Annotated in this window: 29 protein-coding genes; 20 read left to right on the plus strand and 9 right to left on the minus strand. The window is 63.4% G+C overall.

The features are described 5' to 3' along the window. Positions 1-52: 52 nt before the first annotated feature. The 12 genes from QRN41_RS25140 to QRN41_RS25195 all read left to right on the plus strand — a co-directional run bounded on the left by QRN41_RS25140 (position 53) and on the right by QRN41_RS25195 (position 11623). A complete protein-coding gene (locus QRN41_RS25140) occupies positions 53-1636 on the plus strand; it encodes a ShlB/FhaC/HecB family hemolysin secretion/activation protein (RefSeq protein WP_167418375.1) in 1584 nt (527 codons plus the stop codon). Between the two features lie 24 nt (positions 1637-1660). Beyond that, positions 1661-3460: a DUF2341 domain-containing protein gene (locus QRN41_RS25145; protein ID WP_167418374.1), complete on the plus strand. Its 1800-nt coding sequence runs from the start codon at positions 1661-1663 to the stop codon at positions 3458-3460. A gap of 11 nt (positions 3461-3471) precedes the next feature. Next, the gene (locus QRN41_RS25150) at positions 3472-3897 is read left to right on the plus strand and encodes an ExbD/TolR family protein (protein WP_010211136.1); all 426 of its coding nucleotides are present in this window, start codon (positions 3472-3474) and stop codon (positions 3895-3897) included. A 3-nt stretch (positions 3898-3900) separates the two neighbouring features. Further along, positions 3901-4602, plus strand: coding sequence for an energy transducer TonB family protein (locus QRN41_RS25155; RefSeq protein ID WP_034138692.1), 702 nt, complete (start codon positions 3901-3903; stop codon positions 4600-4602). A 42-nt stretch (positions 4603-4644) separates the two neighbouring features. Continuing rightward, positions 4645-6345: a putative porin gene (locus tag QRN41_RS25160; protein WP_034138691.1), complete on the plus strand. Its 1701-nt coding sequence runs from the start codon at positions 4645-4647 to the stop codon at positions 6343-6345. A gap of 18 nt (positions 6346-6363) precedes the next feature. Beyond that, a complete protein-coding gene (locus QRN41_RS25165; protein WP_047882895.1) occupies positions 6364-6990 on the plus strand; it encodes a hypothetical protein in 627 nt (208 codons plus the stop codon). Between the two features lie 20 nt (positions 6991-7010). Then, positions 7011-7487: a YbjN domain-containing protein gene (locus QRN41_RS25170; RefSeq protein ID WP_034138689.1), complete on the plus strand. Its 477-nt coding sequence runs from the start codon at positions 7011-7013 to the stop codon at positions 7485-7487. Continuing rightward, a complete protein-coding gene (locus tag QRN41_RS25175; RefSeq protein ID WP_167418373.1) occupies positions 7484-8425 on the plus strand; it encodes a peptidylprolyl isomerase in 942 nt (313 codons plus the stop codon). Before QRN41_RS25170 ends, QRN41_RS25175 begins: the two co-directional genes overlap by 4 nt. A gap of 51 nt (positions 8426-8476) precedes the next feature. Next, positions 8477-9454: a LysR family transcriptional regulator gene (locus QRN41_RS25180; protein ID WP_047882897.1), complete on the plus strand. Its 978-nt coding sequence runs from the start codon at positions 8477-8479 to the stop codon at positions 9452-9454. Positions 9455-9537: 83 nt separating this feature from the next. Continuing rightward, positions 9538-10140: a histidine phosphatase family protein gene (locus QRN41_RS25185; RefSeq protein ID WP_167418372.1), complete on the plus strand. Its 603-nt coding sequence runs from the start codon at positions 9538-9540 to the stop codon at positions 10138-10140. Next, positions 10137-10892, plus strand: a complete 756-nt coding sequence (gene cobF, locus QRN41_RS25190; RefSeq protein WP_040267982.1) for a precorrin-6A synthase (deacetylating) — start codon at positions 10137-10139, stop codon at positions 10890-10892. The genes QRN41_RS25185 and cobF overlap by 4 nt, the downstream gene beginning before the upstream one ends. Before the next feature lie 11 nt (positions 10893-10903). Continuing rightward, positions 10904-11623 carry an alpha/beta hydrolase gene (locus tag QRN41_RS25195; RefSeq protein ID WP_167418371.1) on the plus strand — a complete coding sequence of 240 codons (720 nt, stop codon included), beginning with the start codon at positions 10904-10906 and terminating at the stop codon, positions 11621-11623. A 135-nt stretch (positions 11624-11758) separates the two neighbouring features. Here the strand turns inward: QRN41_RS25195 and QRN41_RS25200 are convergent, their stop codons facing one another. Together QRN41_RS25200 and QRN41_RS25205 are read right to left on the minus strand one after the other, a co-directional pair. Next, on the minus strand, positions 11759-12313 hold the full coding sequence (locus tag QRN41_RS25200) for a DcrB/PsbP domain-containing protein (RefSeq protein ID WP_034096933.1): 555 nt from the start codon (positions 12311-12313) through the stop codon (positions 11759-11761). Positions 12314-12385: 72 nt separating this feature from the next. Next, the gene (locus QRN41_RS25205) at positions 12386-14194 is read right to left on the minus strand and encodes a monovalent cation:proton antiporter-2 (CPA2) family protein (protein WP_167418370.1); all 1809 of its coding nucleotides are present in this window, start codon (positions 14192-14194) and stop codon (positions 12386-12388) included. Positions 14195-14476: 282 nt separating this feature from the next. Here QRN41_RS25205 and QRN41_RS25210 point away from each other — a divergent pair, with 282 nt between their 5' ends. Together QRN41_RS25210 and QRN41_RS25215 are read left to right on the plus strand one after the other, a co-directional pair. Beyond that, entirely contained in the window at positions 14477-16030 is a 1554-nt protein-coding gene (locus QRN41_RS25210) for a DUF726 domain-containing protein (protein WP_167418369.1), read from the plus strand. A 41-nt stretch (positions 16031-16071) separates the two neighbouring features. Further along, positions 16072-17391 (plus strand): Nramp family divalent metal transporter, encoded by a 1320-nt coding sequence (locus QRN41_RS25215; protein WP_034096936.1) that lies wholly within the window; start codon positions 16072-16074, stop codon positions 17389-17391. A gap of 12 nt (positions 17392-17403) precedes the next feature. On the opposite strand, the gene QRN41_RS25220 is transcribed toward QRN41_RS25215, so the two are convergent. The 3 genes from QRN41_RS25220 to QRN41_RS25230 form a co-directional block, all read right to left on the minus strand. Continuing rightward, on the minus strand, positions 17404-17781 hold the full coding sequence (locus tag QRN41_RS25220; protein WP_034138684.1) for a type II toxin-antitoxin system VapC family toxin: 378 nt from the start codon (positions 17779-17781) through the stop codon (positions 17404-17406). Beyond that, positions 17778-17996, minus strand: a complete 219-nt coding sequence (locus QRN41_RS25225) for a type II toxin-antitoxin system prevent-host-death family antitoxin (RefSeq protein ID WP_167418367.1) — start codon at positions 17994-17996, stop codon at positions 17778-17780. The genes QRN41_RS25220 and QRN41_RS25225 overlap by 4 nt, the downstream gene beginning before the upstream one ends. A 141-nt stretch (positions 17997-18137) precedes the next feature. Beyond that, complete coding sequence (locus tag QRN41_RS25230) at positions 18138-19070, minus strand: LysR family transcriptional regulator (RefSeq protein ID WP_167418366.1); 933 nt, start codon at positions 19068-19070, stop codon at positions 18138-18140. Between the two features lie 117 nt (positions 19071-19187). Here QRN41_RS25230 and QRN41_RS25235 point away from each other — a divergent pair, with 117 nt between their 5' ends. From QRN41_RS25235 to QRN41_RS25245, 3 genes are all read left to right on the plus strand, one after another. Next, positions 19188-19676, plus strand: a complete 489-nt coding sequence (locus QRN41_RS25235; protein ID WP_094066886.1) for a DMT family transporter — start codon at positions 19188-19190, stop codon at positions 19674-19676. Positions 19677-19680: 4 nt separating this feature from the next. Next, a complete protein-coding gene (locus tag QRN41_RS25240) occupies positions 19681-20133 on the plus strand; it encodes a DMT family transporter (RefSeq protein WP_034096940.1) in 453 nt (150 codons plus the stop codon). Positions 20134-20222: 89 nt separating this feature from the next. Continuing rightward, positions 20223-20393, plus strand: coding sequence for a metallothionein (locus QRN41_RS25245; RefSeq protein ID WP_080758716.1), 171 nt, complete (start codon positions 20223-20225; stop codon positions 20391-20393). Between the two features lie 61 nt (positions 20394-20454). On the opposite strand, the gene QRN41_RS25250 is transcribed toward QRN41_RS25245, so the two are convergent. Both QRN41_RS25250 and QRN41_RS25255 read right to left on the minus strand, forming a co-directional pair. Further along, entirely contained in the window at positions 20455-20727 is a 273-nt protein-coding gene (locus tag QRN41_RS25250; RefSeq protein ID WP_034096941.1) for a hypothetical protein, read from the minus strand. A 16-nt stretch (positions 20728-20743) separates the two neighbouring features. Beyond that, positions 20744-20986, minus strand: a complete 243-nt coding sequence (locus QRN41_RS25255; RefSeq protein WP_034096942.1) for a DUF6555 family protein — start codon at positions 20984-20986, stop codon at positions 20744-20746. Between the two features lie 116 nt (positions 20987-21102). Between QRN41_RS25255 and QRN41_RS25260 the strand changes: the two genes are divergently transcribed. The 3 genes from QRN41_RS25260 to QRN41_RS25270 all read left to right on the plus strand — a co-directional run bounded on the left by QRN41_RS25260 (position 21103) and on the right by QRN41_RS25270 (position 23117). Further along, positions 21103-21867, plus strand: coding sequence for an AraC family transcriptional regulator (locus tag QRN41_RS25260; protein ID WP_167418365.1), 765 nt, complete (start codon positions 21103-21105; stop codon positions 21865-21867). A gap of 89 nt (positions 21868-21956) precedes the next feature. Continuing rightward, positions 21957-22130, plus strand: a complete 174-nt coding sequence (locus QRN41_RS25265) for a DUF1427 family protein (protein ID WP_080758717.1) — start codon at positions 21957-21959, stop codon at positions 22128-22130. A 27-nt stretch (positions 22131-22157) separates the two neighbouring features. Beyond that, the gene (locus QRN41_RS25270) at positions 22158-23117 is read left to right on the plus strand and encodes a quinone oxidoreductase family protein (protein ID WP_167418364.1); all 960 of its coding nucleotides are present in this window, start codon (positions 22158-22160) and stop codon (positions 23115-23117) included. Positions 23118-23170: 53 nt separating this feature from the next. Here the strand turns inward: QRN41_RS25270 and QRN41_RS25275 are convergent, their stop codons facing one another. Next, positions 23171-24193, minus strand: a complete 1023-nt coding sequence (locus QRN41_RS25275; protein ID WP_167418363.1) for a purine-nucleoside phosphorylase — start codon at positions 24191-24193, stop codon at positions 23171-23173. A 15-nt stretch (positions 24194-24208) separates the two neighbouring features. Continuing rightward, positions 24209-25156: a nucleoside-specific channel-forming protein Tsx gene (locus tag QRN41_RS25280; protein WP_034138679.1), complete on the minus strand. Its 948-nt coding sequence runs from the start codon at positions 25154-25156 to the stop codon at positions 24209-24211. Between the last annotated feature and the right edge of the window lie 41 nt (positions 25157-25197).

Genomic DNA, 25197 nt, shown 5'->3' on the forward strand with positions numbered 1-25197 from the left:
AGACGCAGCGCATAGCGCGGCGACGCACAACATAACTAGTTCAGGGGGCGGTGTGGAGCATCTGTTCAAATCAACGCTGGCGCTGTGCGGCCTGGTGCTGTGGAGTGCGGTTCAACCGGCGCTGGCCGAGGGCGACGCCCCGGTACGCCGGGTGGACGTCAACGAGTACTTCGTGCGCGGCAATACCGTGCTCGACGCGGCGACCATCGAGGAAGCGGTGTACCCGTTCCTGGGCCCGCAAAAGACCCTGGACGATATCGAAGGCGCCCGCGATGCGTTGCAGAAGATCTACCAGGCGCGCGGTTACCAGTCGGTGTTTGTCGAGTTGCCGGAGCAGAAGGTCGACGACGGTATCGTCTATTTGCAGGTCAGCGAAACCAAGGTCGGCCGGGTGCGCGTGGTGGGCGCCAAGCATTACTCGCCGGTGGAGATCCGCGAGCAGGTGCCGGCGCTGGAGGAGGGCGCCGTGCCGGACTTCGCCAGCGTGCAAACCCAACTGGCCGGCCTCAATCGCGGCACGGGGCGCCAGGTTACGCCGCTGGTGCGCGAAGGTCAGCGGCCCGGCACCATGGACGTGGACCTGCAAGTGGAAGACCAGAACCCCTGGCACGCCAGCCTGGGCCTGAACAACGACTACAGCGCCGACACCGAGAAGCTGCGTTCGGTCGCCACCCTGGGCTATGACAACCTGTGGCAATTGGGCCACAGCATTTCCCTGACCTACTTCACAGCGCCCCAGGAGACCGAGAACGCCAAGGTCTGGTCGGCCACTTACAGCGCGCCGCTGAATGAGCGCTGGACCTTGCAGTTCTCCGGTTATCAGTCCGACAGCAACATCGCCACCATCGGCGGCAGCAACGTGCTGGGCAAGGGCCATTCGTACGGAGTGTCGGCGATCTACAACCTGCCGGCCGCCGACAACTGGGCCAACTCGTTCTCCCTCGGCGTGGATTTCAAGGACTTCGACGAGCAGCTCAACTTCGGCGCCAGCGGCGATCAGGTGCCGCTCAAGTACGCGCCGTTGACCCTGGGCTACAACGGCTACCGCTACACCGAACAGTCCCAACTGGGCCTGGGCCTGAACCTGGTGGTCGGCACCCGTGCGTTCTTTGGCTACGGCAGCGACGACGACGCGTTTGCGTACAAGCGCTACAAGGCCAGCGCCAGTTTTGCCGTGCTCAAGGGCGACCTGAATTACACCTACACCTTCGCCAACGACTGGCAATCGGCGTCCAAGGCCGGCTTCCAGCTGGCCTCGGGGCCGCTGGTGTCCAACGAGCAGTACTCGGCCGGGGGCGCCACGTCAGTGCGCGGCTATCTGGCGGCCGAGCGCACCGGGGACGAGGGCTATTTGCTCTCCCAGGAACTGCGCACGCCGTCCCTGGCCAAGTTCCTCGGCAGTTATGTGCAGGAGTGGCGCTTTTACGCGTTCGCCGAGGGCGCGCGCCTGCGTCTGCTCGACCCGCTGCCCGAGCAAGAAGACGAATACAGCCTGGCCAGCGTCGGCCTGGGCACCCGCGCCAGTTTGAGCAAATGGTTGTCCGGCAGCCTGGATTGGGGCTACCCGCTGCTCGATGGACCGAACACCCAGAAACAGGACTCGCGGCTGCACTTCAGTGTGCAGGCGACTTTCTGACTTTTTCTTCCGGAGACTTCACCCATGCAACGCCTATTTCTGAGCCTGTTGATCTGCCTGGGCTTCGCGCTCCCGGCCACCGCCCACGCCTGGTGGCAGGATGACTGGCATTACCGCAAACAGATTTCCGTGGACACCACCGCCCAAGGCGCCGCGATCAACCAGGCCCTGGGCCGCACCGCGCTGCTGGTGCGCCTGCATACCGGCAATTTCAGCTTTGACGGGGTCAAGGAAGACGGGGCCGACCTGCGCTTCGTGAGTGCCGATGACAAGACCGTGTTCAACCACCAGATCGAAAGCTTCGACCCGTTGATGGGCATGGCGCTGATCTGGGTCGATGTACCCAAGGTCGAAGGCGGCCAACGCCAGGATTTGTGGATGTACTACGGCAACCAGAAGGCCCCGGCCACTGCCAATGGCCAACTGACCTTCGACCCCGATTACACCGCGCTGTACCACTTCGACGGAGCCCCGGCCACGCCGCCGCGCGACACCACGGCCTATGCCAACACCGCATCGAACGCCACCGGCAGCAGCATCGACGGCGTGATCGGCCGCGCGCTGCAATTTGGCGGCCAGGCGCTGTTGCTGCCGGCCAGCCCCTCGCTGCAACACGCCGCCGGCGCGGCGTTTACCTTCAGTGCCTGGCTGCGTCTGGACCAGGCCAGTGGCGAGCAGATCGTCCTGGCCCGCCGCGACGGTGCTCACAGCCTGCTGCTGGGGTTGAACCAGGGTGTGCCGTTTGTGGAAGTCGATGGGCAACGTGCGGTGTCGACCCAGCAGTTGAACCCCGGACAATGGCAGCACCTGGCGTTCACCGCCGAGGGCGCCAATGGGCTGCTGTTTGTGAACGGCCGCGAAACCGCACGCCTGGGCGTGGCGCTGCCGGCGTTCAATACGCCACTGGCTATCGGCGCCGACCTGCCGGACGCCGCGAGCACGTATCTGCCGTTCGCCGGGGCTATCGACGAGCTGCGCCTGTCCAAGGTGGCGCGGCCGGCGGCCCTGTTGCTGGCCGATGCCAGTGCCCAGGGCGCCGAGTCGAAGCTGGTGGCGTATGGCGTGGATGAAGAACAGTCCGGCTTTGGCTTCGGCAGCCTGGGCTTTTTGCTCAACGCGGTGCCGGTGGATGCCTGGGTAATCATTCTGGTGCTGGTGGCGATGATGGTGCAGTCGTGGTTCATCATGCTGCGCAAGAACCGCCAGGTCAGCCGGGTCAGCCGCGCCAACGGAGCGTTCCGTGAGCAGTTCGCGCAAATCGGCACCCGCCTGGAAATGTATTACGACGATGCGCTGCTCGCCGAGCGCCTGAGCCACTCCTCGCTGTGGCGCCTGTATTGCGTGGCGGTCAAGGAAATCCGCACCCGCCGCGCCCAGGGGGCCGACACCTCGTCGGTCTCGGCGGCCACCATCGAAGCCATCCGTTGCTCCATGGACGGTGTGCGTACCCGCGAAAACCAGGCCCTCAGCGCCAAGCTCTCGACCCTGTCCAATGCCATCGCCGGCGGCCCGTATATCGGCCTGCTGGGTACGGTGCTGGGGATCATGGTGGTGTTCCTCGGCACGGCCATGGCCGGTGACGTCAACATCAATGCCATCGCCCCCGGCATGGCGGCGGCCTTGCTGGCCACGGCCATGGGTCTGTTCGTCGCGATCCCGGCACTGTTCGGCTACAACCGCCTGATCACGCGCAACAAGGAAGTCAGCGCCGACATGCGGGTGTTCGTCGACGAGTTCATCACCCGCCTGGCCGAGATGCACGGCGAAAGCCAGCACAGTGAAGCGGCGCATCGGCGCGCGCCGCACGCATCGGTTCCGGCCTGAGGAGAATCGCCATGGCTTCCGTAAATGCCTCCCACGACGATGACGATGATGCCGCCGTCGACAGCATCAATATCACGCCCCTGGTGGACGTGCTGATGGTGGTGCTGGTGATGTTTATCCTCACCGCCACCGCCCAGGTGTCGGGGATCCAGATTCACCTGCCCAAGGCCAGCGCCTCGGTGTCGTTATCGGAGGCCAAGACCAAGGCCATCTCCGTCAACGACGGCGGCCAGGTGTTTCTCGATGCCTACCCGGTGACCCTCGGCGAGCTGGAAGAGCGCCTGCGTATCGAAAAAGCGCTGAACCCGGACTTCCCGGTGATCGTGCGTGGCGATGCCATGGTGCAGTACCAGAAAGTCATCGAAGTGCTCGACCTGCTGCGCCGGTTGGAGCTGTCCCAGGTCGGGCTGGTCACCGGCAAACCGAGCCAGGGTTGAGCCATGACCGCACAGATGCCGATCACACCGCCGACCAAGACCCCACGGCCATTGCGCCCACTGAAGTGGGGCGCCGGCCTGCTGCTGGGCGCCGTGGCCGCCTGGTTGTTGTGGCAGTGGGCCAACGACATGAGCGGCGTGCGCCGCGAGGCGCCCAAGGTGCCGACCATCATTCCGTTGCCGCCTCCGCCACCACCGCCGCCGGAAAAACCCAAGGAACCAGAGCCCAAGGTGGAAGAAAAAATCCCTGAGCCGCAGCCCACTCCGGCGCCGGAAGAGGTCAAGCCGGCCGAGGAGGCACCGCCGTCACCAGCCGATGACTTGGCCAACCCGATGCAGATCGACGGCGACGCCCAGTCCGGCACCGACGGTTTCAACATCGGCGCGGGCAAGGGCGGCGGCATGGCCGGGTCCGGCGGCGGTGGCCTGGGTACCGGCACTTACAAGCAATACCTGGCGGGCGTGTTTCAACGCTTGCTGCGCGACGACCCCGAGCTGCGCAAGAAGGCGTATGCGGTGCAGGCGGATTTATGGCTGAACGCCGAGGGCCAGGTGGTGCGCGCCGAGCTGGTCAAGTCCAGCGGCGATGCCCAGACCGACGCCCAAGTGCTGGCGGCCCTGCGTGCGCCCCATGCCACACAACGAGTGCCGGCGGCCGTGACCATGCCGGTGCGCCTGGCGCTCAAGGGCCGTCGCCCGGATTGATCGAACCCTTTTTCTACGGTTTTTTACAGGAGTTGCGTACACATGATTTCCCCCGTGAATCGACTGACCCTGGCGGTCGGCATGGTCATCGCGACCCTCGTCGGCACCGCGGCGGCAGCGCCGGTGGCGCCTTCGGAAAACGTCACCGTCAACCTGATCCGCCTGTTGGTGCAGCAAGGTGTGCTCACCCAGGACACCGCCAACGGCTTGATCGCCCAGGCCGAAAAAGAGGCCCAGCAGGCGCGCCAGGCCAATGCCGCGCCGGTGGTCGCCAGCGGCCCGCCCACTGCGCCTGGGGATGTGCGCGTGCAGTATGTGCCGCAGGCGGTGCGCGACCAGATCCGCGACCAGGTCAAGGCTGAGGTCATGGCCACTGCCAAACAGGAAAACTGGGCGCAACCCAACACGTTCCCGGACTGGGTGTCCCGCGTGAGTTTCGATGGCGATATCCGCTTGCGTGACGAGTCGCGTTACTTCTCAGGGCGCAACGACGACACCATCACCGACTACGCCAAGCTCAACGACAACGGCCCGTATGACGTCAACCCCAGCTCCAATACGCGCTTCCCGCCGTTGCTCAATACCCGCGAGGACCGCTCCAACCTGTTCCGCCTGCGCGCACGCCTGGGCATGAAAGCGGTGATTTCGCCGGAGTGGACCGCGGGCATTCGCTTGGGCACGGGCTCGGACAACAACCCAGTGTCCACCACCCAGACCCTGGGCGGTGGCTTCGGCAAAAAAGACATCTGGCTCGATCAGGGTTACCTGAGCTGGAAAGCCGCCGACGGGGTGACGCTGACCGGCGGGCGGATCGGCAACCCGTTCTATTCCACCGACATGATGTATTCCAACGACCTCAACTTCGACGGTGTGGCGGCGATCTTCAATCATCGGCTGAACAACGAATGGGGCCTGTTCGGCACCCTCGGCGCGTTCCCGGTGGAGTACACCTCCGACACCGCCAGCAGCAACGGCATCGACAAGGAAAGCAGCGACACCAAGTGGCTGTTTGGCGGGCAGATCGGCGCGGACTGGAAGATCAACCGCGCCAACACGCTCAAGCTCGCGGCGGCCTATTACCAGTTCCAGGACATCGAAGGCGAGCGCTCCAGCCCGTGCAGCCCATGGGCCGGTCAACCCGGCTGCGACACCGACGGCACGCGGGTGGCCTTTATGCAAAAGGGCAACAGCGTGTTCAACCTGCGCAATATCACGCCCAACCCGGCCACGCCCGGCACGACGCCGGAACCGCAATACGTCGGCTTGGCCTCCAAGTTCAACGTGCTGGACCTCAACGCGGTATGGGACAGCGAGTTGCCCAGCGACTTCAAGCTGCGCACCCAGGCCAACTTCATCCACAACCTGGCCTACGACAAAGGCGAGATGCTCAAGCGCAGCGAGGGCCAGATCGTCAACAACATCAACAGCAACGGCCAGTTTGAAAGTGGCGGCAATGCCTTGATGGTCTCGTTCACCCTCGGCAGCGCGCTGGAGATGCGCAAGCGCGGCGACTGGAACCTGTTGGCCGGCTACAAGTACATCCAGCCCGACGCCTTGCCAGACGGGTTCAACGATTCCTCGTTCCACTTGGGCGGCACCAACGCCAAGGGCTATTTCATCGGCGCCAACTACGGCATCGAAAAGAACATCTACGCCAGCGCCCGTTGGTTGAGCGCCTCGGAAGTCTATGGCCAGCCGTTCGAAGTCGATGTGATGCAACTGGAACTCAACACGCGCTTCTGATGCGCAGGGAGATGCACCATGAACACGCGAATCTGCGGGTTGTTATTGCTGCTGGTCGCCGGCGCGGCCTCGGCCGAAGGCATGGAGGAGCGCCTGCGCACGCAACTGCGCAGCACCACCCAGCAATTGCAGGCCCTGCAAAGCGAGCAAGCCCAGGCCAGTGCCGCGCGGCTGGCCGCCGAAAACCAGGCCAAGCAGGCCCAGGTGCAAATCCAGCAACTGACCGCCGAGCTGAACAAGGCGCGCGGCGTGGCCGAGCAGCTGGCCGGCCAGCAACAGAGCCTGCACAACCAGGCCCAGGCCCAAGTGGCGGCGAGTAACGAGCAGATCGGCAAGTTCAAGAAGGCTTATGACGAACTGCTGGTGCTGGCCAAGGGCAAGGAGGCCGAGCGTGCGCGCTTGCAGGCGCAATTGGCCGAACGTGACACACAAGTGCAGCAATGTTCAGTCAAGAATCAACAGATGTACGGCGTGGCCCGGCAGCTGCTGGCGGCCTACGAAAAAATCGACGTGGCCGAGGTGATGAGCATCCGCCAGCCCTTCGCCAGCAGCGCGCGGGTCAAGTTCGAAGAACTGGCCCAGGGCTTTGGCGACGATTTGTACAAGAGCCGTTTCGATGCGCCCCAGGCGGGCGCCCACCCCTGATCGACAAGGAAGCACCGAACATGAACGCATTGATCAATCACGTCACCGCCCAGAGCCTGACCGAACTGCTGCAAGAGGCCGGCTACCGGGTCAATCAGACCGACCAGAACGGCATCGTGCAATTGCTCAGCGCCAGCCAGGGCATCGGGTTTGCCGTGCGCTTCGGCAACCCGGCGACGGAGCAGGGCGCCTATGTGGATTTCACCTACAGCTGCGCGCTGCGGGTGCAGGGCCAGTTGCCTGAGGGCCTGGCCCAGGTGTGGAACGCTTCGCGCCGTTTCGCCCGGCTGTCGCTGCAAGGCGAGTTTTTGCTGATGGAAATGGACGTGGTGGTGGCGGGTGTCGCGGCCACTCATCTGCGCAGTCAGTTGGAGTTGTGGGACCGCCTGTTGCAGGAGTTTATCGTCTACCTGCGCGAATACAGCCAGAACGCCGCGCAGCTGCAGGCGCAAAGCGCCGCTCCGGCGGTGGCTGAAGAGGAGGTGGCAACGCTGTGAAAAAGCCAACCCTGATGGTCGGCGCGGGTGCGCTGGCCCTGTTGGTGGTGGCCGTGGGGTTGAGCCTGCGCCCGGGCAGCGACCCGGTCGCCGCACAAGCCCCGGCGCCGGTGGCCAGCCCCAGCGTTGCGGGCCCGGCGGTGGCGCGTCTGGGCAACCAGCAGATCGACCCGCAAGAGCTGAAAAGTGTGCTGGCCAGCTTGCCCGCCGAAACCCGCGAGCAACTGCGCGGCAACCGCGGCGCGCTGGAAACCTGGATTCGCTCGCGCCTGGCGCAGAAGGCCGTGCTCGAACAGGCCGACGCCCAGGGCTGGCGGCAACGCCCGGAGGTCGAGCAACAGACCCGCGCCGCCACTGAGCAGATCGTGTTCCGCGATTACATGCTGTCGGTCAGTCAGGTGCCGGCCGATTACCCCAGCGCCGCCGAATTGCAGCAAGCCTATGACAGCGGCAAGGCGCAATGGGTGACGCCGCCGTTGTACCGCGTCAGTCAGATCTTCCTCAGCGTGAATGACCCTCAGAGCCTGGAGACGGTACGCCGCCAGGCCCAAGAGCTGAGCCGCAAGGCCCAGGCCGCGCCGGCGGATTTCGCCGCCCTGGCCACGCAGTTTTCCCAGGACCCGGACACCGCCGCACGCGGTGGCGATTCGGGCTTGCAACCCTTGCAGCAAGTGGTGCCTCAGGTGCGCGAGACGGTGGCGCGCCTCAAGGTCGGCGCGGTCTCGGACGCGGTGCAAAGCGCCGCCGGGTTCCATGTGCTGAAACTCACCGCCCAGCAACCGGCGCGCACCGCCACCCTCGACGAGGTGCGTGAACGCTTGACCCAGGCCCTGCGTGCCCAACGCCAGGAACAGATCGCCAAGGCTTATCTGGAGGGCATGCTCAACACGGCGACCCTGAGCATCGACGGCGCCGAACTCAACAAAGTGCTGGAGTGACACGCGGCAAGCGGCATTGGATGCACCGACCCACAAGACAAGGAGTCTGCCATGGCATTACTGGAACCGTCCGGCCCACAGGGCACCGCCGCCTATCGCGTGCCCGCCGAGTCGCGGCGCAATTGGCTGGCATTGGCCGATGAGATCGACCCGGAGGTGGCGCGCTATTTCCTCGTGAGCGCCCGTTGCGGCTGTTTTATGCAGGCGGCGCGCAGTTTGAACGTCAAGGCAACCCTGCTGCGCAAACGCCTGGCGCAACTGGAAGAACAGCTGCGCCGTGGGCTGTTCAGCTACCACGGCAACGGCCTGGTGCTCAGCCGCGACGGTCAGCACTTGCAGGCGCAACTGCTCGCTTTGGCCAATGAGCGGCGCTTGCCGGTGGTGGAGCAGCCGCTGATTCGCCTGGCGGTGGCCGCGCCGATTCTGCATGACATCCTCGGGCGCGACCTGATCGCCTTGCTGCGACGCAACGCCAGCGTGCGCCTGGAGATCATCGCCCTCGACAGCCATCTATCCCTGCACGCCGTTGAGGCAGACGTGGTGCTGTGGCTGGCTGATATGGACGAGCGTGCATCCGGCCCGAGTTTTGCCACCCACGCGCCACAGGCCCTGGCGCGCCTGCGCTACCTGCCGCATATCGCCAAACGTTATTCACGCCTGACCACCCGCCCGGACAGTGTGGAAGACCTGGATGACTACATGCTGGTGCAATGGCAACCCGATGCCCAGGTCGATGCGCTGCAACCGTGGAACCAACTGGTGCAGCAACGGCTGGCCGCCATGGTGCAGGTGCACGCTTATGCGCTGATGCTGGAGATGATCCGCTGCGGCGCCTGCATCGGTCTGTTGCCGCAGTATATGAGCAGTGTCGACCGCGGCCTGGTGGCCCTGCCGGGGTTACTGGCCGACAGCATGCAGCGCCAGGTCTGGTTGGCGGTGAATGCGCAGGTGCGCCACCCCGAAGCGGTGCAGATGATCGTCGAGCTGATCGTCGGAACATTCGAGGGGCGGCGCGACTGGTTTGACTAGTGCCATCGGGCAGCCGTCGTTGCGTCCTGGCGGCAACTGCGCCAGGCTTGCCGGTCTTGACTGCTGCGTTGGAGCCGCCTGCGATGCGCGCCACCCGTTTGACCCTGATCTGCCATGCCGTCACCCCCCACCAAAAGCAGGGGCGCTTTGCCGATGACGAGTCGGTGCTTATGGATTGGCAAAGCGCGGCGTTGTCCCTGGCCGACCAATACGGCCCCAATTCGCAACTGTTGAGTGGGCCGGAGGCGCGTACCCGGCAGACGGCGGGGTTGTTCGGCGCGGCGGTGCAGATCCACCAGGCCCTGGGCGATCTCGACCTGGGGCATTGGAAGGGCCGGGATATTGGCCGGATCGAGCCGGCCCAGTTGAGTACCTGGCACACCGACAGCGCCAGTGCGCCCCACGCTGGCGAGTCGGTCGACCAGCTGTGCGCGCGGGTGGCGCTGTGGCTGAAGTCCCTTGAAGGGCAACCGGGCCATGTGGTGGCCGTCACCCATCCGTTTGTGATTCGTGCGGCGCTGCTATCGGTTATGGCGTTGCCGATGTCGATGTTCTACCGCATCGATGTCGAGCCACTGTCGGCCACCGAGCTGCGCTTCAATGAGGTGTGGCGCCTGCGTCTGGAAACTCACGCCCAAGCCGTGAACATGGCAAAATCCACGCCCCGCACTGAGAGCACCCCATGAAACGCATCCTGATCATCGGCATTGGCGCCGGCAACCCTGACTACATCACGATGCAGGCCGTGAAGGCGCTGAATCGCACCGACGTGTTTTTCCTGATGGACAAAGGCCAGAGCAAAGACAAGTTGATCGACCTGCGCCGCGAGATCTGCGAGACCTACATCACCGAACCCGGCTACCGCTTCGTCGAGGCCGACTGCCCCGAGCGCGTGCGCGGCGATATCGACTACACCACCGCCGTGCAAGACCTCAACCGCGACAAGCAAGCCACCTTCGAGCGCATGATCAACGAGGAAATGGCTGATGACGAAGTCGGTGCGTTCCTGGCCTGGGGCGACCCGGCGCTGTACGACAGCACCATTCGTATCCTGCAGGCGATCCTGGCCAGTGGCCGGTGTGTGTTCGAGTTCGAAGTAATCCCCGGCATCACCAGCGTGCAGGCCCTGGCGGCCCAGCATAAGGTGGCGTTGAACCGCATCGGCAAGTCCGTGGAGATCACCACCGGGCGACGCCTGGCGGCGGGGCAGGCCAGCGATGCCGATACCCTGGTGGTGATGCTCGACGCCGAAGACTCCTACCGCACCGTCGCCGATCAAGACCTGGACATCTACTGGGGCGCCTACCTGGGCACGCCGGATGAAATCCTCATCAGCGGCAAAGTGGCTGACGTGGCCGAAGATATCCAACGGGTGCGCAAGGCCGCGCGCCAAGCCAATGGCTGGATCATGGACACCTATTTGCTGCGCAAACCCTGAGGTAACGCCCGATGTTCAAACTCTTCGCCCTGGCGCTGGCCATGATGGCCGGCGGCGCCCATGCCGACACCGAGCTGCACACTGACTTGCCCTTGGCCTACCTGGAACAGACCCAGAGCGAGGCGCGCAACCAGCCGCTGGTGATTTTCCTGCACGGTTTCGGTAGCGACGAGCGAGATCTGTTCGGCATCAAGGACGCGCTGCCGTCGACCTGGACTTACCTGTCGGCACGCGCCCCAATGCCGGTGGCGCCCAGCGGTTATCGCTGGTTCACCAAGACCTCGGGTGAGGGCGAATACGACGGCGAGACCGCCGACCTGCAGCGCAGTGCCGCGCTGATCCAGGACTTCGTGGGCCAGGCCACCGCCAAATACCACACCCGCAGCGATCGGGTGTTCCTGATTGGGTTCAGCCAGGGCGCGATCATGGCGTATGAAGTGGCGTTGCGTGATCCGCAGCGGGTGCGTGGCATCGCGGCGTTGAGCGGCAGCGTTCTGCCCGTGCTCAAGGCTGAGCTCAAGCCCGATCCGCGCTTGAATGAACTGGCGATCTTTATTGGCCACGGCACCTTGGATCAGGCGCTGCCCTACGCATCGGCGACGCGGGCGAACGAGGTGTTGAGGGGGCTGGGCCTTAAACCGTCGTTTCATGGGTATCCGGGGATGCCGCATACCATCAGCGAAGCGGAAGTGCAGGACGTGAAGCTGTGGTTGGAAAACAGCCTGAAGTAACGCCTGAGCTAACTTTTGGGGCGCACTTCACACCGCCATCGGGGGTAAGCCCCCTCCTACAGTAGATCGCGAATGTGGGAGGGGGCTTGCCCCCGATGGGTCGATACTCATCTTCTGCACAACTAGCAAGTCGGGTTATTTGCCGCCGGTAATTTGCTTGACCAGTGCCGCATGACCCTTCGCGTCGTCGGCCCGAGAAATGGCTTGAATCACCAGCAGATGGTTGCCCGAACCGCCAAGGAATGTGGAGTTGAGCGTCTTGCCGCCGCCCTGGGTGGCAGTGCTGTCCACCTGGCGCAGGCCGAGGCCCTTGAAGGTGAGTTTTTTCTCGCTCAGTTTCTTGAAGTCGGGCAGGGCGGCGCTCTGGTCTTTGACGAAGCCGGCCACGGCACCATCGAGGAACTGCGGGTCGTTGTCCTGGATGTCGATAGCGTCGTTGCGTACGGTTTCGGCGACGATCACCACACTTTTCGTGGTCTGGTTGGCGTACATCGTGCCTTGGGTGACACCGCTGCCGTCCTGGGCCTTGTCCGGCGGCAGGGTGTCGGCGGCATAGGCCTTGGGCAGCGTGAAGCTGAACTTACCGCCCAGGGTGGTGATGGTTTGCGTGGTCGGTTTGGCGGCGGCGAATACGCTGCCGGCGGTAAGCGCAAGGGCCAGCAGGACGGCGGTCTTGGTGAAAGTGGCCATGAAGCGCTCCAGGGATAAACGAAATTGCGGCGTATTCTGTCAGAATTTTCGCAAGATCGTTTATCCCTCACCTCACACCTTGTCGGACTCTTCCTCAAGTCGGTCCATTTCAAACAGCCGCGCCAGCTCTGCCCGGGCTTCCTGGGCGGTCTGCATGACTTTGGCGGCGTCGTCGTACACCGCGTGTTGGGCGGCGAGCACTTGCTGGTCGTGGTTCTTGAAGCGCGCAATGCGCGCATCGGCCTGGGCCTGGCTGAGCCCCAGGCCGACCAGGGCGCGGCGGCTCATTTCCAGGCTGGAGTAGAAGGTCTCGCGCACCGGTGAGGCATCCAGGTCCACCAAGCGATGGACGTGCTGGCGGTTACGGGCACGGGCGATGATTTTCATGTGCGGGTAGAGGTTGCGTACCAGCTCGGCGGTCTTGATGTTGATCTCCGGGTCGTCCATGGCGATCACGAAGAACTCCGCCTGGTCGACCTTGGCCGCGTGCAGGATCTCGGGGCGCTGCGGATCGCCGTAGAACACCGGCATGCCGCCAAAGCTGCGGGTCAATTCGATGGTTTCCACCGAGGTGTCGAGGGCTATAAAGGAGATGTTCTGCGCGCGCAGGATCCGCGCCACGATCTGGCCCATACGGCCCATGCCGGCGATAACCACGCGCGGCGCGTCGCTTTCGATGGCGCGGTATTCCTCGGGCACTTCCACCGGTTTGACCTTGGGCCTGAACAGCTTTGGGCACACCAGCAACAGCAGCGGCGTGACGGCCATGGACAGGGTGATGGTCAGCACCAGCACGTCGTAGAGGTGCGGCTCGAACAGGCCCTGGTCGCGGCCGATCTTGAACACCACAAAGGCGAACTCACCGCCGGCCGCCAGCACCACGCCCAGGCGCAGGGCGCTTTCGCGATTGAGGTCGCCCACCAGACGGCCGACTGCGTACAGCAACGGCAACTTCAGGCCGATCAGCAGCAGGGTCAGCCCGATCACAATCAGCGGTGAGCTGAGCAGCAGACTGAGGTTGGCGCCCATGCCCACGCTGATAAAGAACAGCCCCAGCAGCAGGCCCTTGAACGGTTCGATCTGCGCTTCCAATTCGTGGCGGTACTCCGAGTCCGCCAGCAGCAGGCCGGCGAGAAAGGCGCCGAGGGCCATGGACACGCCCGCCAGTTCCATCAGCCACGCCGTGCCGATCACCACCAGCAGTGCGGTGGCGGTGGACACTTCGCGCAAGCCGGTCTTGGCGACGATACGAAACACAGGGCGCAACAGGTAGCGTCCGCCGACGATCACCACGGTGATGCTGCCGAGGATCTGCAACACATGCTGCAGGCCCTGGGCTTCAGTGGTGGGGTGATCGCTGCCGGCCAGCAGCGGCACCATGGCAATCAGCGGGATCGCGGCGATGTCCTGGAACAGCAGGATCGCGAAGGCCAGACGACCGTGGGGCTGGTTCAGCTCCTTGCGCTCGGCCAGGCTTTGCAGGCCAAACGCCGTGGACGACAGCGCCAGGCCAAGGCCCAGCACGATGGCACTGTTCCATGTCTGGCCAAATAGCCACAGTGCCACCACGCCCATCACCAGACCGGTCAACAGCACCTGGGCCAGGCCGACGCCGAACACCGCCTTGCGCATCACCCATAAGCGCTTGGGCGACAGTTCCAGGCCAATGATAAACAGCAGCAGCACCACCCCCAGTTCCGAAAACTGCGCCACGCTTTGCGGGTTGCCGATCAGACCCAGCACCGACGGGCCGATGATCACCCCGGCGAACAGATAGCCCAGCACCGCGCCCAATTGCAGGCGTTTGGCCAGGGGCACAGTGAGCACAGCCGCGAGCAGAAACACCACGGCTGCTTGTAACAGGTTGCCTTCATGGGGCATTGCGAACTCCAAAATCTTCAAAACCAATCAACAGGCGGGTATTAGAGCGCTTTTTACAGGATGAGAATTGTGTTTTTGCTGCGTAGCAGGTCGCTACCTTCCCCGATGGGCAGGGGAAAATCTATAACTTCATCGGTTGAGTGTTTTGCAGTCGCCCGAGCCTGTCTCGGGCTTATGCATGGAGGCCGAGCATTAGAAACGGCCACGCCGGTCAGGATTCACCTTGCCGCCGCTCACAGTTTGTTACTATCGCCGTCCCTCGTTACCCGGAGTCTTTACCCCATGCAGCACCAGTGGGATGACATGCACCGCACCCGCAAGCCCACGTTTCTGCTGTGCGGCGAACCCCAGGGCGAGGTGCTCAATCTCTACGTGCACGGGTATTCGGCATTCTTCAACCGGCAGCAGTTGGGCAATTTCACGCAACAACTGGCCGGCATCGAAGGCTCGACCAATCTGATGCTGTTCTGGCCAGCGGGACATTTTCTGGAGAACCTGTTCGCGCCGTTCAAGGACGTGATCGCGGCCATGCTCGGCGGCGGCAGCCTGGGCGCAGCGACAGTGGGGGTAGGCAAGGCCATTGCCTATTTCCTCGATCACTACAAAAGCGTTGAGGCGCGGGTCGATGAAGTGGCCAACAGTTTGCTGCCCGAATTGGCCAGCTACCTGCAGCAAGCGTCGTTGCCGGTGCAGCGTATCAACCTGATCGGGCATTCCCTGGGCGCGCGGATTCTGGTCAAGAGCCTGCTGGCCAACCCGGACACCGCTCGCGAGTTGCCGCTGGACAACCTGCTGCTGATGGGCGGGGCGATCTGCACGTCAAGCCCGTGGGATGAGGTGTCGGCGCTGCTGAAAGGGCGGGTGATCAACTGCCATTCCAGCAAGGACTGGGCCCTGGCCATCAAGCCGGACACCGAGCGTTGCATCGGCCGCTATCCGATCCCGGTCACCCCTGCGCTTAAAGCCAAGGTCTGCAATGTGCACCTGGCCACCTTCGATCACGCGGCCTATTGGCCGCAATTACGAACAGTGGTGCAGTACACCGATCTGCTGCACGAGCGGCGCGGCATGATCCGTTCAGACCAGCGCAGCAGCGAAGTGCGCTTTGCCGAGGAGGACGCGGATCTGTATACGGCCCTGGTGCAAGGGCGGCCGGAGGAGTTGAAGTTTCTGGCCGAGCTGCTGGCGCCAAAACGCAGTGCCTCGATCGACGCCACGGTGCGTGACCCGCTCAAGTTGACCATCGCCTTGCAACGCATGGGCGGTGACAGCTTTATGAACCTTGCCCGTGGCCATGGCGTGAGCTACCGGCAAATTGCCGACGATGTGGCGCGGCGCCTGGGCATCACATTCGACGTGCCACTCGACACCCTGGCGTTGGCTGACCTTGAGGCCCGGATCGCGGAAAAACTGATTGCGCAGTACAAAGACAAACTCAGCAACGCCGACCGGCTGGTGTTCGATGCGGAACTCAAGGTGGCCGCGCAGAAAGAGCAGGGTGTCTTCAGTCGTTTCGACAAGGGGCGTTCGGCCACCGCAGCATTGAGCGGCACCGCCCTGGCCGGGCTGACCGGTTTTATCCTGCGGCGTGGGGCGGCCACGGCTATTCCGGTGGTGGGCCAGGCGTTGGCCGCCGCGATGCTGCTGGTGACCGGTGTGCGGGCGTTTTCCGGCCCGGCGTATTCGGTCACCACCCTGGCGGTGCTGGTGATCGGCGCGATTCGCCAACGCATGGAGCGCGAAGCGCTGAATCAGGAGCTGGACCTGGTGGTGCAAGTGGTGGAAGCGTATGACCTGCCTCGGGAGACGGTGATGCGCACGGTCGCGTCCGACTGATAAGCTGCACGCTTGTCGAGTGTGTTTGCCTGGGATACCGCGTGAAATTCAGCCTGCCAAAAATCGCTACCGCCCCTTTCTGCCCGCCGGAAGTGGCCGGCTCCGTCATCGTTGATCCCAAGGCGTCGTTTTTCAAGCGCGCCCTGATGTTCGCCGGTCCTGGGCTATTGATCTCCATCGGGTATATGGACCCAGGCAACTGGGCCACGGCCATCGAGGCGGGTTCGCGTTACGGCTACAGCCTGTTGTTCGTGGTGTTGCTGGCCAGCCTGGCGGGCATGGCGGTGCAGTGCCTGTGCTCGCGGTTGGGCATCGCCACCGGCAAAGACCTTGCGCAACTGTGCCGCGAACGCTACAGCCGACGCTCGGCGCGCACCCAGTGGGTGCTGGCGGAAATCTCCATCATCGCCACAGACCTGGCCGAAGTGCTTGGCTGCGCCCTGGCGTTTCATTTGCTGCTGGGGGTGTCGCTGACCACCGGCATTGTCATTACCGCATTCGACACCTTGTTGGTCCTGGCCCTGCAAAACCGTGGTTTCCGTCGCCTGGAAGCGATCATGCTGGCGTTGGTGGCGACCATTGGCGTGTGTTTCTTCGTCGAGCTGGTGTTGATCAAACCCCATTGGCCCGAGGTGTTCAGCGGCTTCGTGCCGTCATTGTCAGCGATCAGCGATGCGGCGCCGCTGTACTTGGCCATCGGCATCCTGGGCGCCACGGTGATGCCCCATAACCTTTATCTGCACAGTTCCGTGGTGCAAACCCGCCTGATCGGCAAGGACCTCGCCAGCAAACAGGACGCGGTGAAGCTGGCGCGCATCGACACCATCGGCTCCCTGGCCCTGGCCCTGCTGGTGAACGGCGCGATCCTGGTGTTGGCCGCCGCCGCGTTTCACCAGACTGGCCACACCGATGTGGTGGAAATCCAGGACGCCTATCACCTGCTCGACCCTCTGGTCGGCGGCGCCTTCGCCAGTATTCTGTTCGGCATCGCCTTGCTGGCGTCCGGACAAAGTTCGACCTTTACCGGCACCATCGCCGGGCAGGTGATCATGGAGGGCTACCTCAACCTGCGTATTCCCTGCTGGCAACGCCGCCTGATCACCCGTGGGCTGGCGCTGATCCCGGCGTTTGTCGGGGTGTGGCTGATGGGCGATGAGGCGATCGGCAAACTGCTGGTGCTCAGCCAGGTGGTGCTTAGCTTGCAATTGCCGTTTGCGCTGTACCCGTTGATTCGCATGACCGGTGACAAACAACTGATGGGGCCCTTTGTGAATCGGCTACCGACGCGTTTGCTGGCGTGGCTGCTGTTCGCACTTATCAGTGGCGCTAATGCGTGGTTGATTGGGCAGTGGTTGTTCTGAATCCAGGCATCGTCACACCAGGATCACCCATGCTGTGTATTGAGTCAGGCGCAGGTCGGCAGTCAACAGTTTGATCGGCTCATTCATAGCGGTTGCGACGATCAGGCGATCGAACGGGTCCTTGTGGTGATGGTCGAGATTTTTTACCGCGATGGCGTGCTCTGAGGTGATGGGCAGTTCCAGGAAGCCACTTTCCAGGCAGTATTCACGCATTTCTTCCAGGTCCACATCGAGTTTTCCCAGGCCGACCTTGATCGCCATTTCCCAGAATGTCGCGGCGCTGATGTAAATCTCTGTGGCACTTTCGATCAGTTTTCGGGCCTTGTGGGATAACTTCGGGTGGTCGCACAAGGCCCAGAGCAGGATATGAGTGTCCAACAACACTCTCATGGAAGGCTGCCCTCAAGCGCAGTTAGCAACTCATCTGGCAATGGATCATCGAAGTCATCGGGGATCTCCAGCTTTCCCTTCATGGCGCCAATCCGCCGACGTTGCGCGTCCTTTGGCCAGCTATAGCCAAAACCCTGTGAACTATCGGAAACGGACCCAGCATTTACCGCAGCGGCCCGCTCAGTGCGTGAATGTTTTTTATAGGTCAAGCCCATGGCGCCTCTCCTGAAAAGATGTCGTCAAAGTCTGCCGTAACCCGTACTTGCCCTTAAATAGTGGCCCGTGAAATCAGAACGAGCCTACTTTTTTCCATCAGAAAAATCCTCAACAGTCGCACGCCTCGTCATAGGTACCGGTCACCTGTCCCAATAGGGTACGGTGCCAAAACACTCCACGAAGTAATCGATCACCGTACGCACCTTCAGTGACAGGCGCCGGCTGCCCGGCCACAACGCGGCGATCTGTTGCGGTTCGAGGGTGGTCGCCACGTCGTAGTCGGTCAGTACCGCCTGCAAGGTCCCGGCACGCAGGCTGTCGCCAATCAACCAGGAGGGGAACACCACCAGCCCCAGGCCTTGTTCGGCGGCGTGGGTGAGGGTGTCGGCGTGGTTGCCGGTGATGGGGCCTTTGACGCTGTACGGCGTCCAGTCGCCCTGGGCACGGCGGAAAAACCAGCGTTGCTGGCCGGTGACGCCTTTGTAGGCCAGGCACTGATGCCGTGTCAGTTCGTCGGGATGACTGGGCGTGCCGTGCCGGGCCAGATACGCGGGGCTGGCGGCGATGCGAAAGCGCTGCGGCGCGAAAATGCGCGCCTGCATGCTGGAGTCGTTGAGCACACCGATGCGAAACAACAGGTCGGTGCCGTCCTGCAAGGGGTCGACATAGGTGTCGGTTTGCTGGATATCCAGTTGCAGCTTCGGATAGCGCCGGCATAACTCGCCCAGCCATGGCGAGAGGTGGCGCTGGCCGAACACCATCGGCGCGTTGATGCGCACCAGGCCGCTGGGTTCGCTGTCTTGCTCCTGCAGGGCTTGCCCGGCGGCTTCCAATTGCTCCAGCACCAGGCGCGCGTGCCGCCCGAGCAGGCGCCCGGCCTCGGTGGGGCTGACCGCGCGGGTGTGGCGATACAGCAACTGTTGCCCGAGGGCCTGCTCCATCAATTGGATCTGACGCGATATCGAAGAGGGCGCCAGGCCCTCACGACGCGCCACTTCGGAAAAACTGCCGTGGTCCAGTACCGCGACAAACAGGCGCAACGCCTTGAAACTCAGCTCATTCAAACCCTGCATGGTGGCTCCGTGCTGTGCGTTTTTCGCAAAGGTGTTGTCCGCATACTCCCATTTATCGCACAGCGCGGCCACCGGATAATCCCCGCCATCTTTTCAATCTTGAAACGCGGGTGATGTATGCAGGCAAGTTCCATCGAAGGCGCGGCCCAGGCCAGGCCGAAAAGAAATCTATTGCGCTTGCTGCTGTTGCCGCTGGTGATCCTGGCCGGCATGGGCTTATCGGTGGAAGCCGGTTTGCTGGGGCCGTTGGGCGAGCAGGTGGGGCATTTGTGGGCGACCTTAAGCATTTTCGGCGTGGGTGCGGCGATTCTGTTTCTGCTGCTGTTGTTCAGTGGCCCGCAAAAAGGCCCGGCGCTCACCGAACTGCCGCGCTGGCAGTTGATCGGCGGCTTCCTCGGGCCGATGTACGTGGTGGTGTTGACCCTGGCCACGCCGCACATCGGCATTGCAATGACGATGATCGCGATCCTCTCGGGGCAGGTGGGCAAGAGCGTGCTGATTGACCATTTCGGCTGGTTCGGCACGGCGCGCAAAAAGGTCAACGGTGAGCGCTGGATTGCGCTGGCGTTGATCGTGGCGGCACTTGTTTTGATTGCACGAGGGTAAGGCGATGAATCTGATTTTTTTACTGATATTGGTGATTGCCGCCGGCGCTGTCCTCAGCGTGCAGGCGGCGATTAATGGCCGCCTGGGGCAGACAGTCGGCGTGCTGCGCAGCAGCCTGTTGACCTTCGCGGTCGGTGCATTGACCACCGCGCTGTTGATTTTCTTCTTTGAGCCGGCCCAGGCCGTCAGCCTGCTGGACGTGCCGAAGTGGCAATTGACCGGGGCGTTGTTCGGCGTGGTGTACATGATGGTGATGGTGGGCGCGGTGCCGGTGGTCGGCACGGCGGTGGCCACCGTGGCGGTGATCGTCGGGCAATTGGGCATGGGCATGCTGATCGACAATTTCGGCTGGCTGGGCAACCCGGCCATCGAACTGTCCGGCAGCCGTCTCGTCGCCATGGCCTGTCTGGCCTTGGCGCTGGTGTTCATGTACCGCAGCAATACGCGCACCGACTGATGGTTGGAACGATCCGCGCAGGCTGGCAGTCAGTGCTTATGGTGCCGGCGCTCGCCGCACCGTGACGACCATGAACGAGGAGTCTGACCATGCCAGATCAAACCTGTGCCTGCCCACACTGCAAATGTGTACTGGGCGTCGATGCGGTAATGAAGGACGGTAAGGGTTATTGCTGCCAGGGCTGTGCCGAGCACCATGCCCACGGTGAACCTTGTGCTTCGGCCACGGGGTGTGAGTGCGCCAAATCGGCGAAAACCTGAAGGCGCCGTAAGTTCGGTGATGGTGGCGAGCAGCCTTGCTCGCCACGCAGGCCTTCAGGCGTTACTGGGTCTCCAGCTCCAACCGCAGGCTATGGTCGGCCAGGCGCTGACGGTCTTTGACCACGGCGCTGGTGCGTCGACCCTCCAGTGCGAACACCACGGTTTGCGCGTCTTGAAGATCTTCAGGTAAAGGCTGGAACACATCGAGCACCAGCCAATCGGGTGTGTGCTGAAGGCTGACCTGACATTCGGCATGTTTGGCCAGCGGACCGAACAGGGTGTTTTGGGTGTAATCGATCCGCGCCTTGCCGTTGACTCTTTGCGGTAAAACCATGGGGTTATCTCCTTGTTCACGCCTGGGCGCGCGCGTCCGAGCGGCGCCATTGCACATTCTGGATGCCGTATTTCTCAGCCTGGGCCGGGCTGGTTTTTTTCACCTGTTCCCGCGCGAAGCGGCCAATACGGCCGACGCCCGCGTCACAACTGGCCCAATGCCAGGCTTCCAGAGTGTCGAGTTTTTCCAGGCGGATAATGAATGACTTGGCTTCGCCATGAAGGGTGTAGTCGATCACAAACAGTTTTGCGTTATTCATGGGGCCATCGTCCCTGGTGGTGTAAGCAAGTGATCCTGGGGCGCGCTAAAAATTCACTCGGACTGTCGAGCGGTGCTGTTTACCATGGCGGCTCATTCACCACCGACTGACCGACCATGGCCCTGGCCTCGCCCCCCGACCTCACCGATCACGCCGTTCCCGTGCAGCCGTTGGCGCGCACTTACCCGCGCGGCCTGTACATCGAACCGCACCGTCATGATTGGGGCCAGTTGCTCTACGCCATGAGCGGCGTGATGTGGGTGGAAACCCCACACGAAGCCCTGGTGGTGCCGCCCCAGCGTGCGGTCTGGCTGCCACCGGGGGTGGAACACGGGATTCGCGTGGTGTCGGATTTGCAGATGCGCAACATCTACCTGCGCCCGGCGTTGGCGGCGACGCTGGATGCCGAGGTACAGGTGATTGAGGTCGCAGGGCTGCTGCGCGAGCTGATCGTCACGCTGGTGGAGCAGGGGGACAGCAGCGATGGCGCCTACTACGACGCGGTGGTGGGCCTGGCCCTGCTGGAACTGCACCGCGCGCGGCGTTCGTCGATCCGCATCGCCATGCCGGTAGACGCCGACCGCCGCCTGATCAACGCGTGCCAGGCGGTTATGGCGGCGCCGTCCCTGGCGATCGCGTTCGAGCAGCATGCCGAAGCGGCGGGTGCCAGTGTGCGTACCCTGGCGCGGTTGTTCCAGACTCACTTGGGTATGGGCTTCGCCGAGTGGCGACGTCAGGTGCAATTGGCCACGGCGGTGGCTGCGCTGATCCAGGGGCAGTCGGTGAGTGGCATCGCCCGCGCGCTGGGCTATTCGCCGAGCAGTTTCAGCGACATGTTCCGCCGCGAGCTGGGAGTGGCGCCGTCGCAGTACTGCAGTTGAAGAGTTGGCCGAAATCCTGAAGCAGTTGGCCGATGCCGGCGCGGCGCGCTGCCTAGACTGGCGCCTTCAACTGACACGGCGTAATCCCCATGGACTATCTGATTTCCCTTGCCATCGGCCTGCTGGTGGGCGTGCTCTACGGCGCCCTGGATTTCCGTTCGCCCGCACCGCCGGCCATCGCCCTGGTGGGCCTGCTGGGCATGCTGCTGGGCGAAAAGCTCTGGCCCATGGGCCGGCATCTGGTCAGCGGCTGGTTGTCCTGAAGCCTTTTCTTCTGCTGGAGAGTGAACATGAACGCATTGCAATTTTCCGCCACCGGCGACCTCGCCGCGATGCGCCTGGTTGACATCCCCACGCCGGTTCCGGCCGCGGGTGACGTGCTGGTGCAGATCAAAGCCGCCGGCCTCAACCCCAGCGACGTCAAAAACGTGCTCGGGCGTTTCCCCTACACCACACTGCCACGCATCCCTGGCCGCGACTTTGCCGGCGTGGTGGTGCAGGGCCCCCAGGCGCTGCTCGGCCAGGAAGTGTGGGGCACGGGTCGGGACCTGGGGTTCTTTGCCGACGGCTCCCACGCCCAGTATCTGACCGTGTCGGCCCAAGGTGTGGCGCGTAAACCGGCGCAGTTGAGCTTTGCTCAGGCCGCCAGCCTCGGCGTGCCGTACACCACCGCGTGGGATGCGTTGGAGCGCAGCGGTGTCGGCAGCGGCACACGGTTGCTGGTGATCGGTGCCAATGGCGCCGTGGGCCGCGCGGCCCTGGCCTTGGGGAAGATTCGTGGGGCCCAGGTACTGGCGGCGGTGCGCCGTGCGGATCAAGTCGAGACGTTGCAGGCCGAGGGGTACACCGCGATTGCCCTGGGCGAGCCTGATGCGCTGGGCGCCCAGGTACATGGGGTGTTCGAGGGCGGCGCAGAGGTGATCTTCGACACCACCGGTTTCTGGCTGCCGGCGGCGGTAGCGGGTCTGGCTCCGTTCGGGCGCATCGCGATCATCGCCGCGCCGGCGGACGGTCATGTGCAACTGCCGGCCCTGGCCCTGTATCGCAAGGGCGGCTCGGTGGTGGGCATCAATTCATTGCTCTACAACTGCGAACAATGCGCGGTGATGCTCGCGCAATTCGGGCGCTTCTTCGATGAAGGTACGTTGCCGCTGCCGACGGGCCTGCGCGAGGTGGCGCTGGCCGATGGGGTAGCCTGTTATGACGCGGTGAACCGGGGCAGCGCGGATAAATTCATTCTGCTGCCGTGAGAGGGCGAGGGCGCTTGCCTGATACAGCAAGCCCCTCGCGCAGGGCCATCGGCTCAGGCGTCTGGTACCCCTTTTTCCCACGCCGACCAGTTGTTCAAAATCGCCTGCACCAGCGGGTTACCGGCGCGGTACAGGTTCTCCAGCGCCGGCACGAAGCCGCCCTGGTCGGCGTACTTGAGCAGGTTATCCACCTCGCTGTAGCCGGGGTAGGGGCGGTCGAAGTCCGAGCCGGCACGCACTACCGCCAGGCGCTGGATGTCTACCCGGCCCTCGCGGCTGGCGCGCAGCAGGGCTTCGTAGGTGGAGTTGTCTTCCTGCTGGGTGGTGCAGTACTCGCCTTTGTTGTCGGTCAGCAGCTTGGTCCAGACCTCGGCGCGTTCGCTCAGCCGCGTGCCGGAGAACCAGGTATTGCCGGCAAGGGTGTCACAGCGAGTGACCTGCGGCGGCTGGTTGGCGGGGGCGGCGGGGTAGTGTTTGCGCCAGGCGGCCGACTCTTTGCTTTCGCTGAGTTCGACCTTATGGGACAAGGCAAACGCCTTGGCCTGCAACGCCGGGTTTAGCTCGAATACTTCGGTCTTGTAGTCCAGCGGCGGCTTTTCGTTGGGGCCTTTGGTGTTGATACCCAGGTAACCGGTCGGCCAAGCCTTGGGTGCATCCCGTGAATCCAACTCCCACTGGGTGCCGAATTCCACTAGGTAATGGGCCCACGCGGCGGTGCCGAGAGTGCCGTGCTTGGGGCTGATACCGGCGATACCGGCGACCAGGAAGTAGCTCTGGCGCAGGTCGAACTGCGACGACAACGCCAGCGCCAGGGTGGACGCGGCGGCGTTGGTCTGGCCCATGCCGGTGACCAGCAGGCACACGTCCTGGGTATTGCAGCGGATCACTGGATATTCGGCCGACAGACCCGGCACGCGCACTTCCTGCTTGAGCGCCAGACGGTCGATCCAGGTTTGCGCCTCGGGCGCGAACATGGTGATCAGCATCACTTTGGGCTTGATCGGCGCCTGTGCCAGCGCCACAGGGGCCAGCAAGGCGAGGCCGATGGCGATTGAGAGGCGGTTGAATACATTCATCGAGTGCTCCTTAGATCAGAATTGGTAGCCTACGCCGGCGTAATAACCCCAGCCGTCGGAACGCGCGCGGAAGTTGCCTTCGCCGAAATTCAACTCGCTGCCGTCCTCCCAGTTGCCGCCGTTGTGAAAGTAGCGGCCGACCAGGGTGAAGCGCAGGTGCGTGAACGAATACAGCAGCACGTTGGTCGCCACCAAGGCGTTGGCGGTGCGCGCCGGGTTGTCCTTGTGCAGGTCCGAGCCGAAATCGTAGTTGGTGAAGCCGATGTAGGTCAGCGAGGCGCCGTTGTCGAACTTGCCGATGGGCACGATGTACTTCATCTGCGCGCGGTAGCCGTCCCACGAATACTCGTTGCTGGCCCCGTAGTTTTCCCACTGGTAGCGCCCGTAGAAGTTGGCCGACAGGTTGACCCGCGAGTGGGTCTCTATGTCGGTGCCCAGCCCGCTGTACAGCGTATTGGCGCGGTTTTCCTTGTTGCTGCCGTGGTCGTAGATCCAGTCGAACGCCACGTACCATTCCTTGAACGGGCCGACGGCCAGGCTGCGGCCGGCCAGGTAGTCGATGGAGATTCGCGGTTCGTGCTCCATGAACACCGGCGAGCCATGGTCCCACACGCCTTTGTCATTGCTGTTACCGATGGTGAGGATCTTGGGCACATCGATATAGCCATACAGCTCAAACGGGCCTTTGCGGCCGAAATACTCGTATTCCAGGTAGATGTCATCGGTGGGCTTGGGGCCGAAGCTGATGTCTTTACTGCCGATCAGCGTGAGGTCTTGGTTGAACCAGTCCGACAGGTACACGCCTTTTTTCGCCGGGCTGGCTTCGGGGGCCAGGGTTTCGCCCTGTGCTGAGTCATCGGTGGGCTTGGACTGCGCCAAAATGGGTGCGCTGAGTAGTCCCGTAACGGCGGCCAGTAGCACAGAAACAGCCAATGGAGCGGGGAGCCGAGAGGTGCGATGCATTGAAAATCCCTGTTCTTGCGCGGTTTGAACCCGATTCTTCG

The organism is Pseudomonas sp. efr-133-TYG-23, assembly GCF_030209215.1.
Classification (GTDB): domain Bacteria; phylum Pseudomonadota; class Gammaproteobacteria; order Pseudomonadales; family Pseudomonadaceae; genus Aquipseudomonas; species Aquipseudomonas rhodesiae.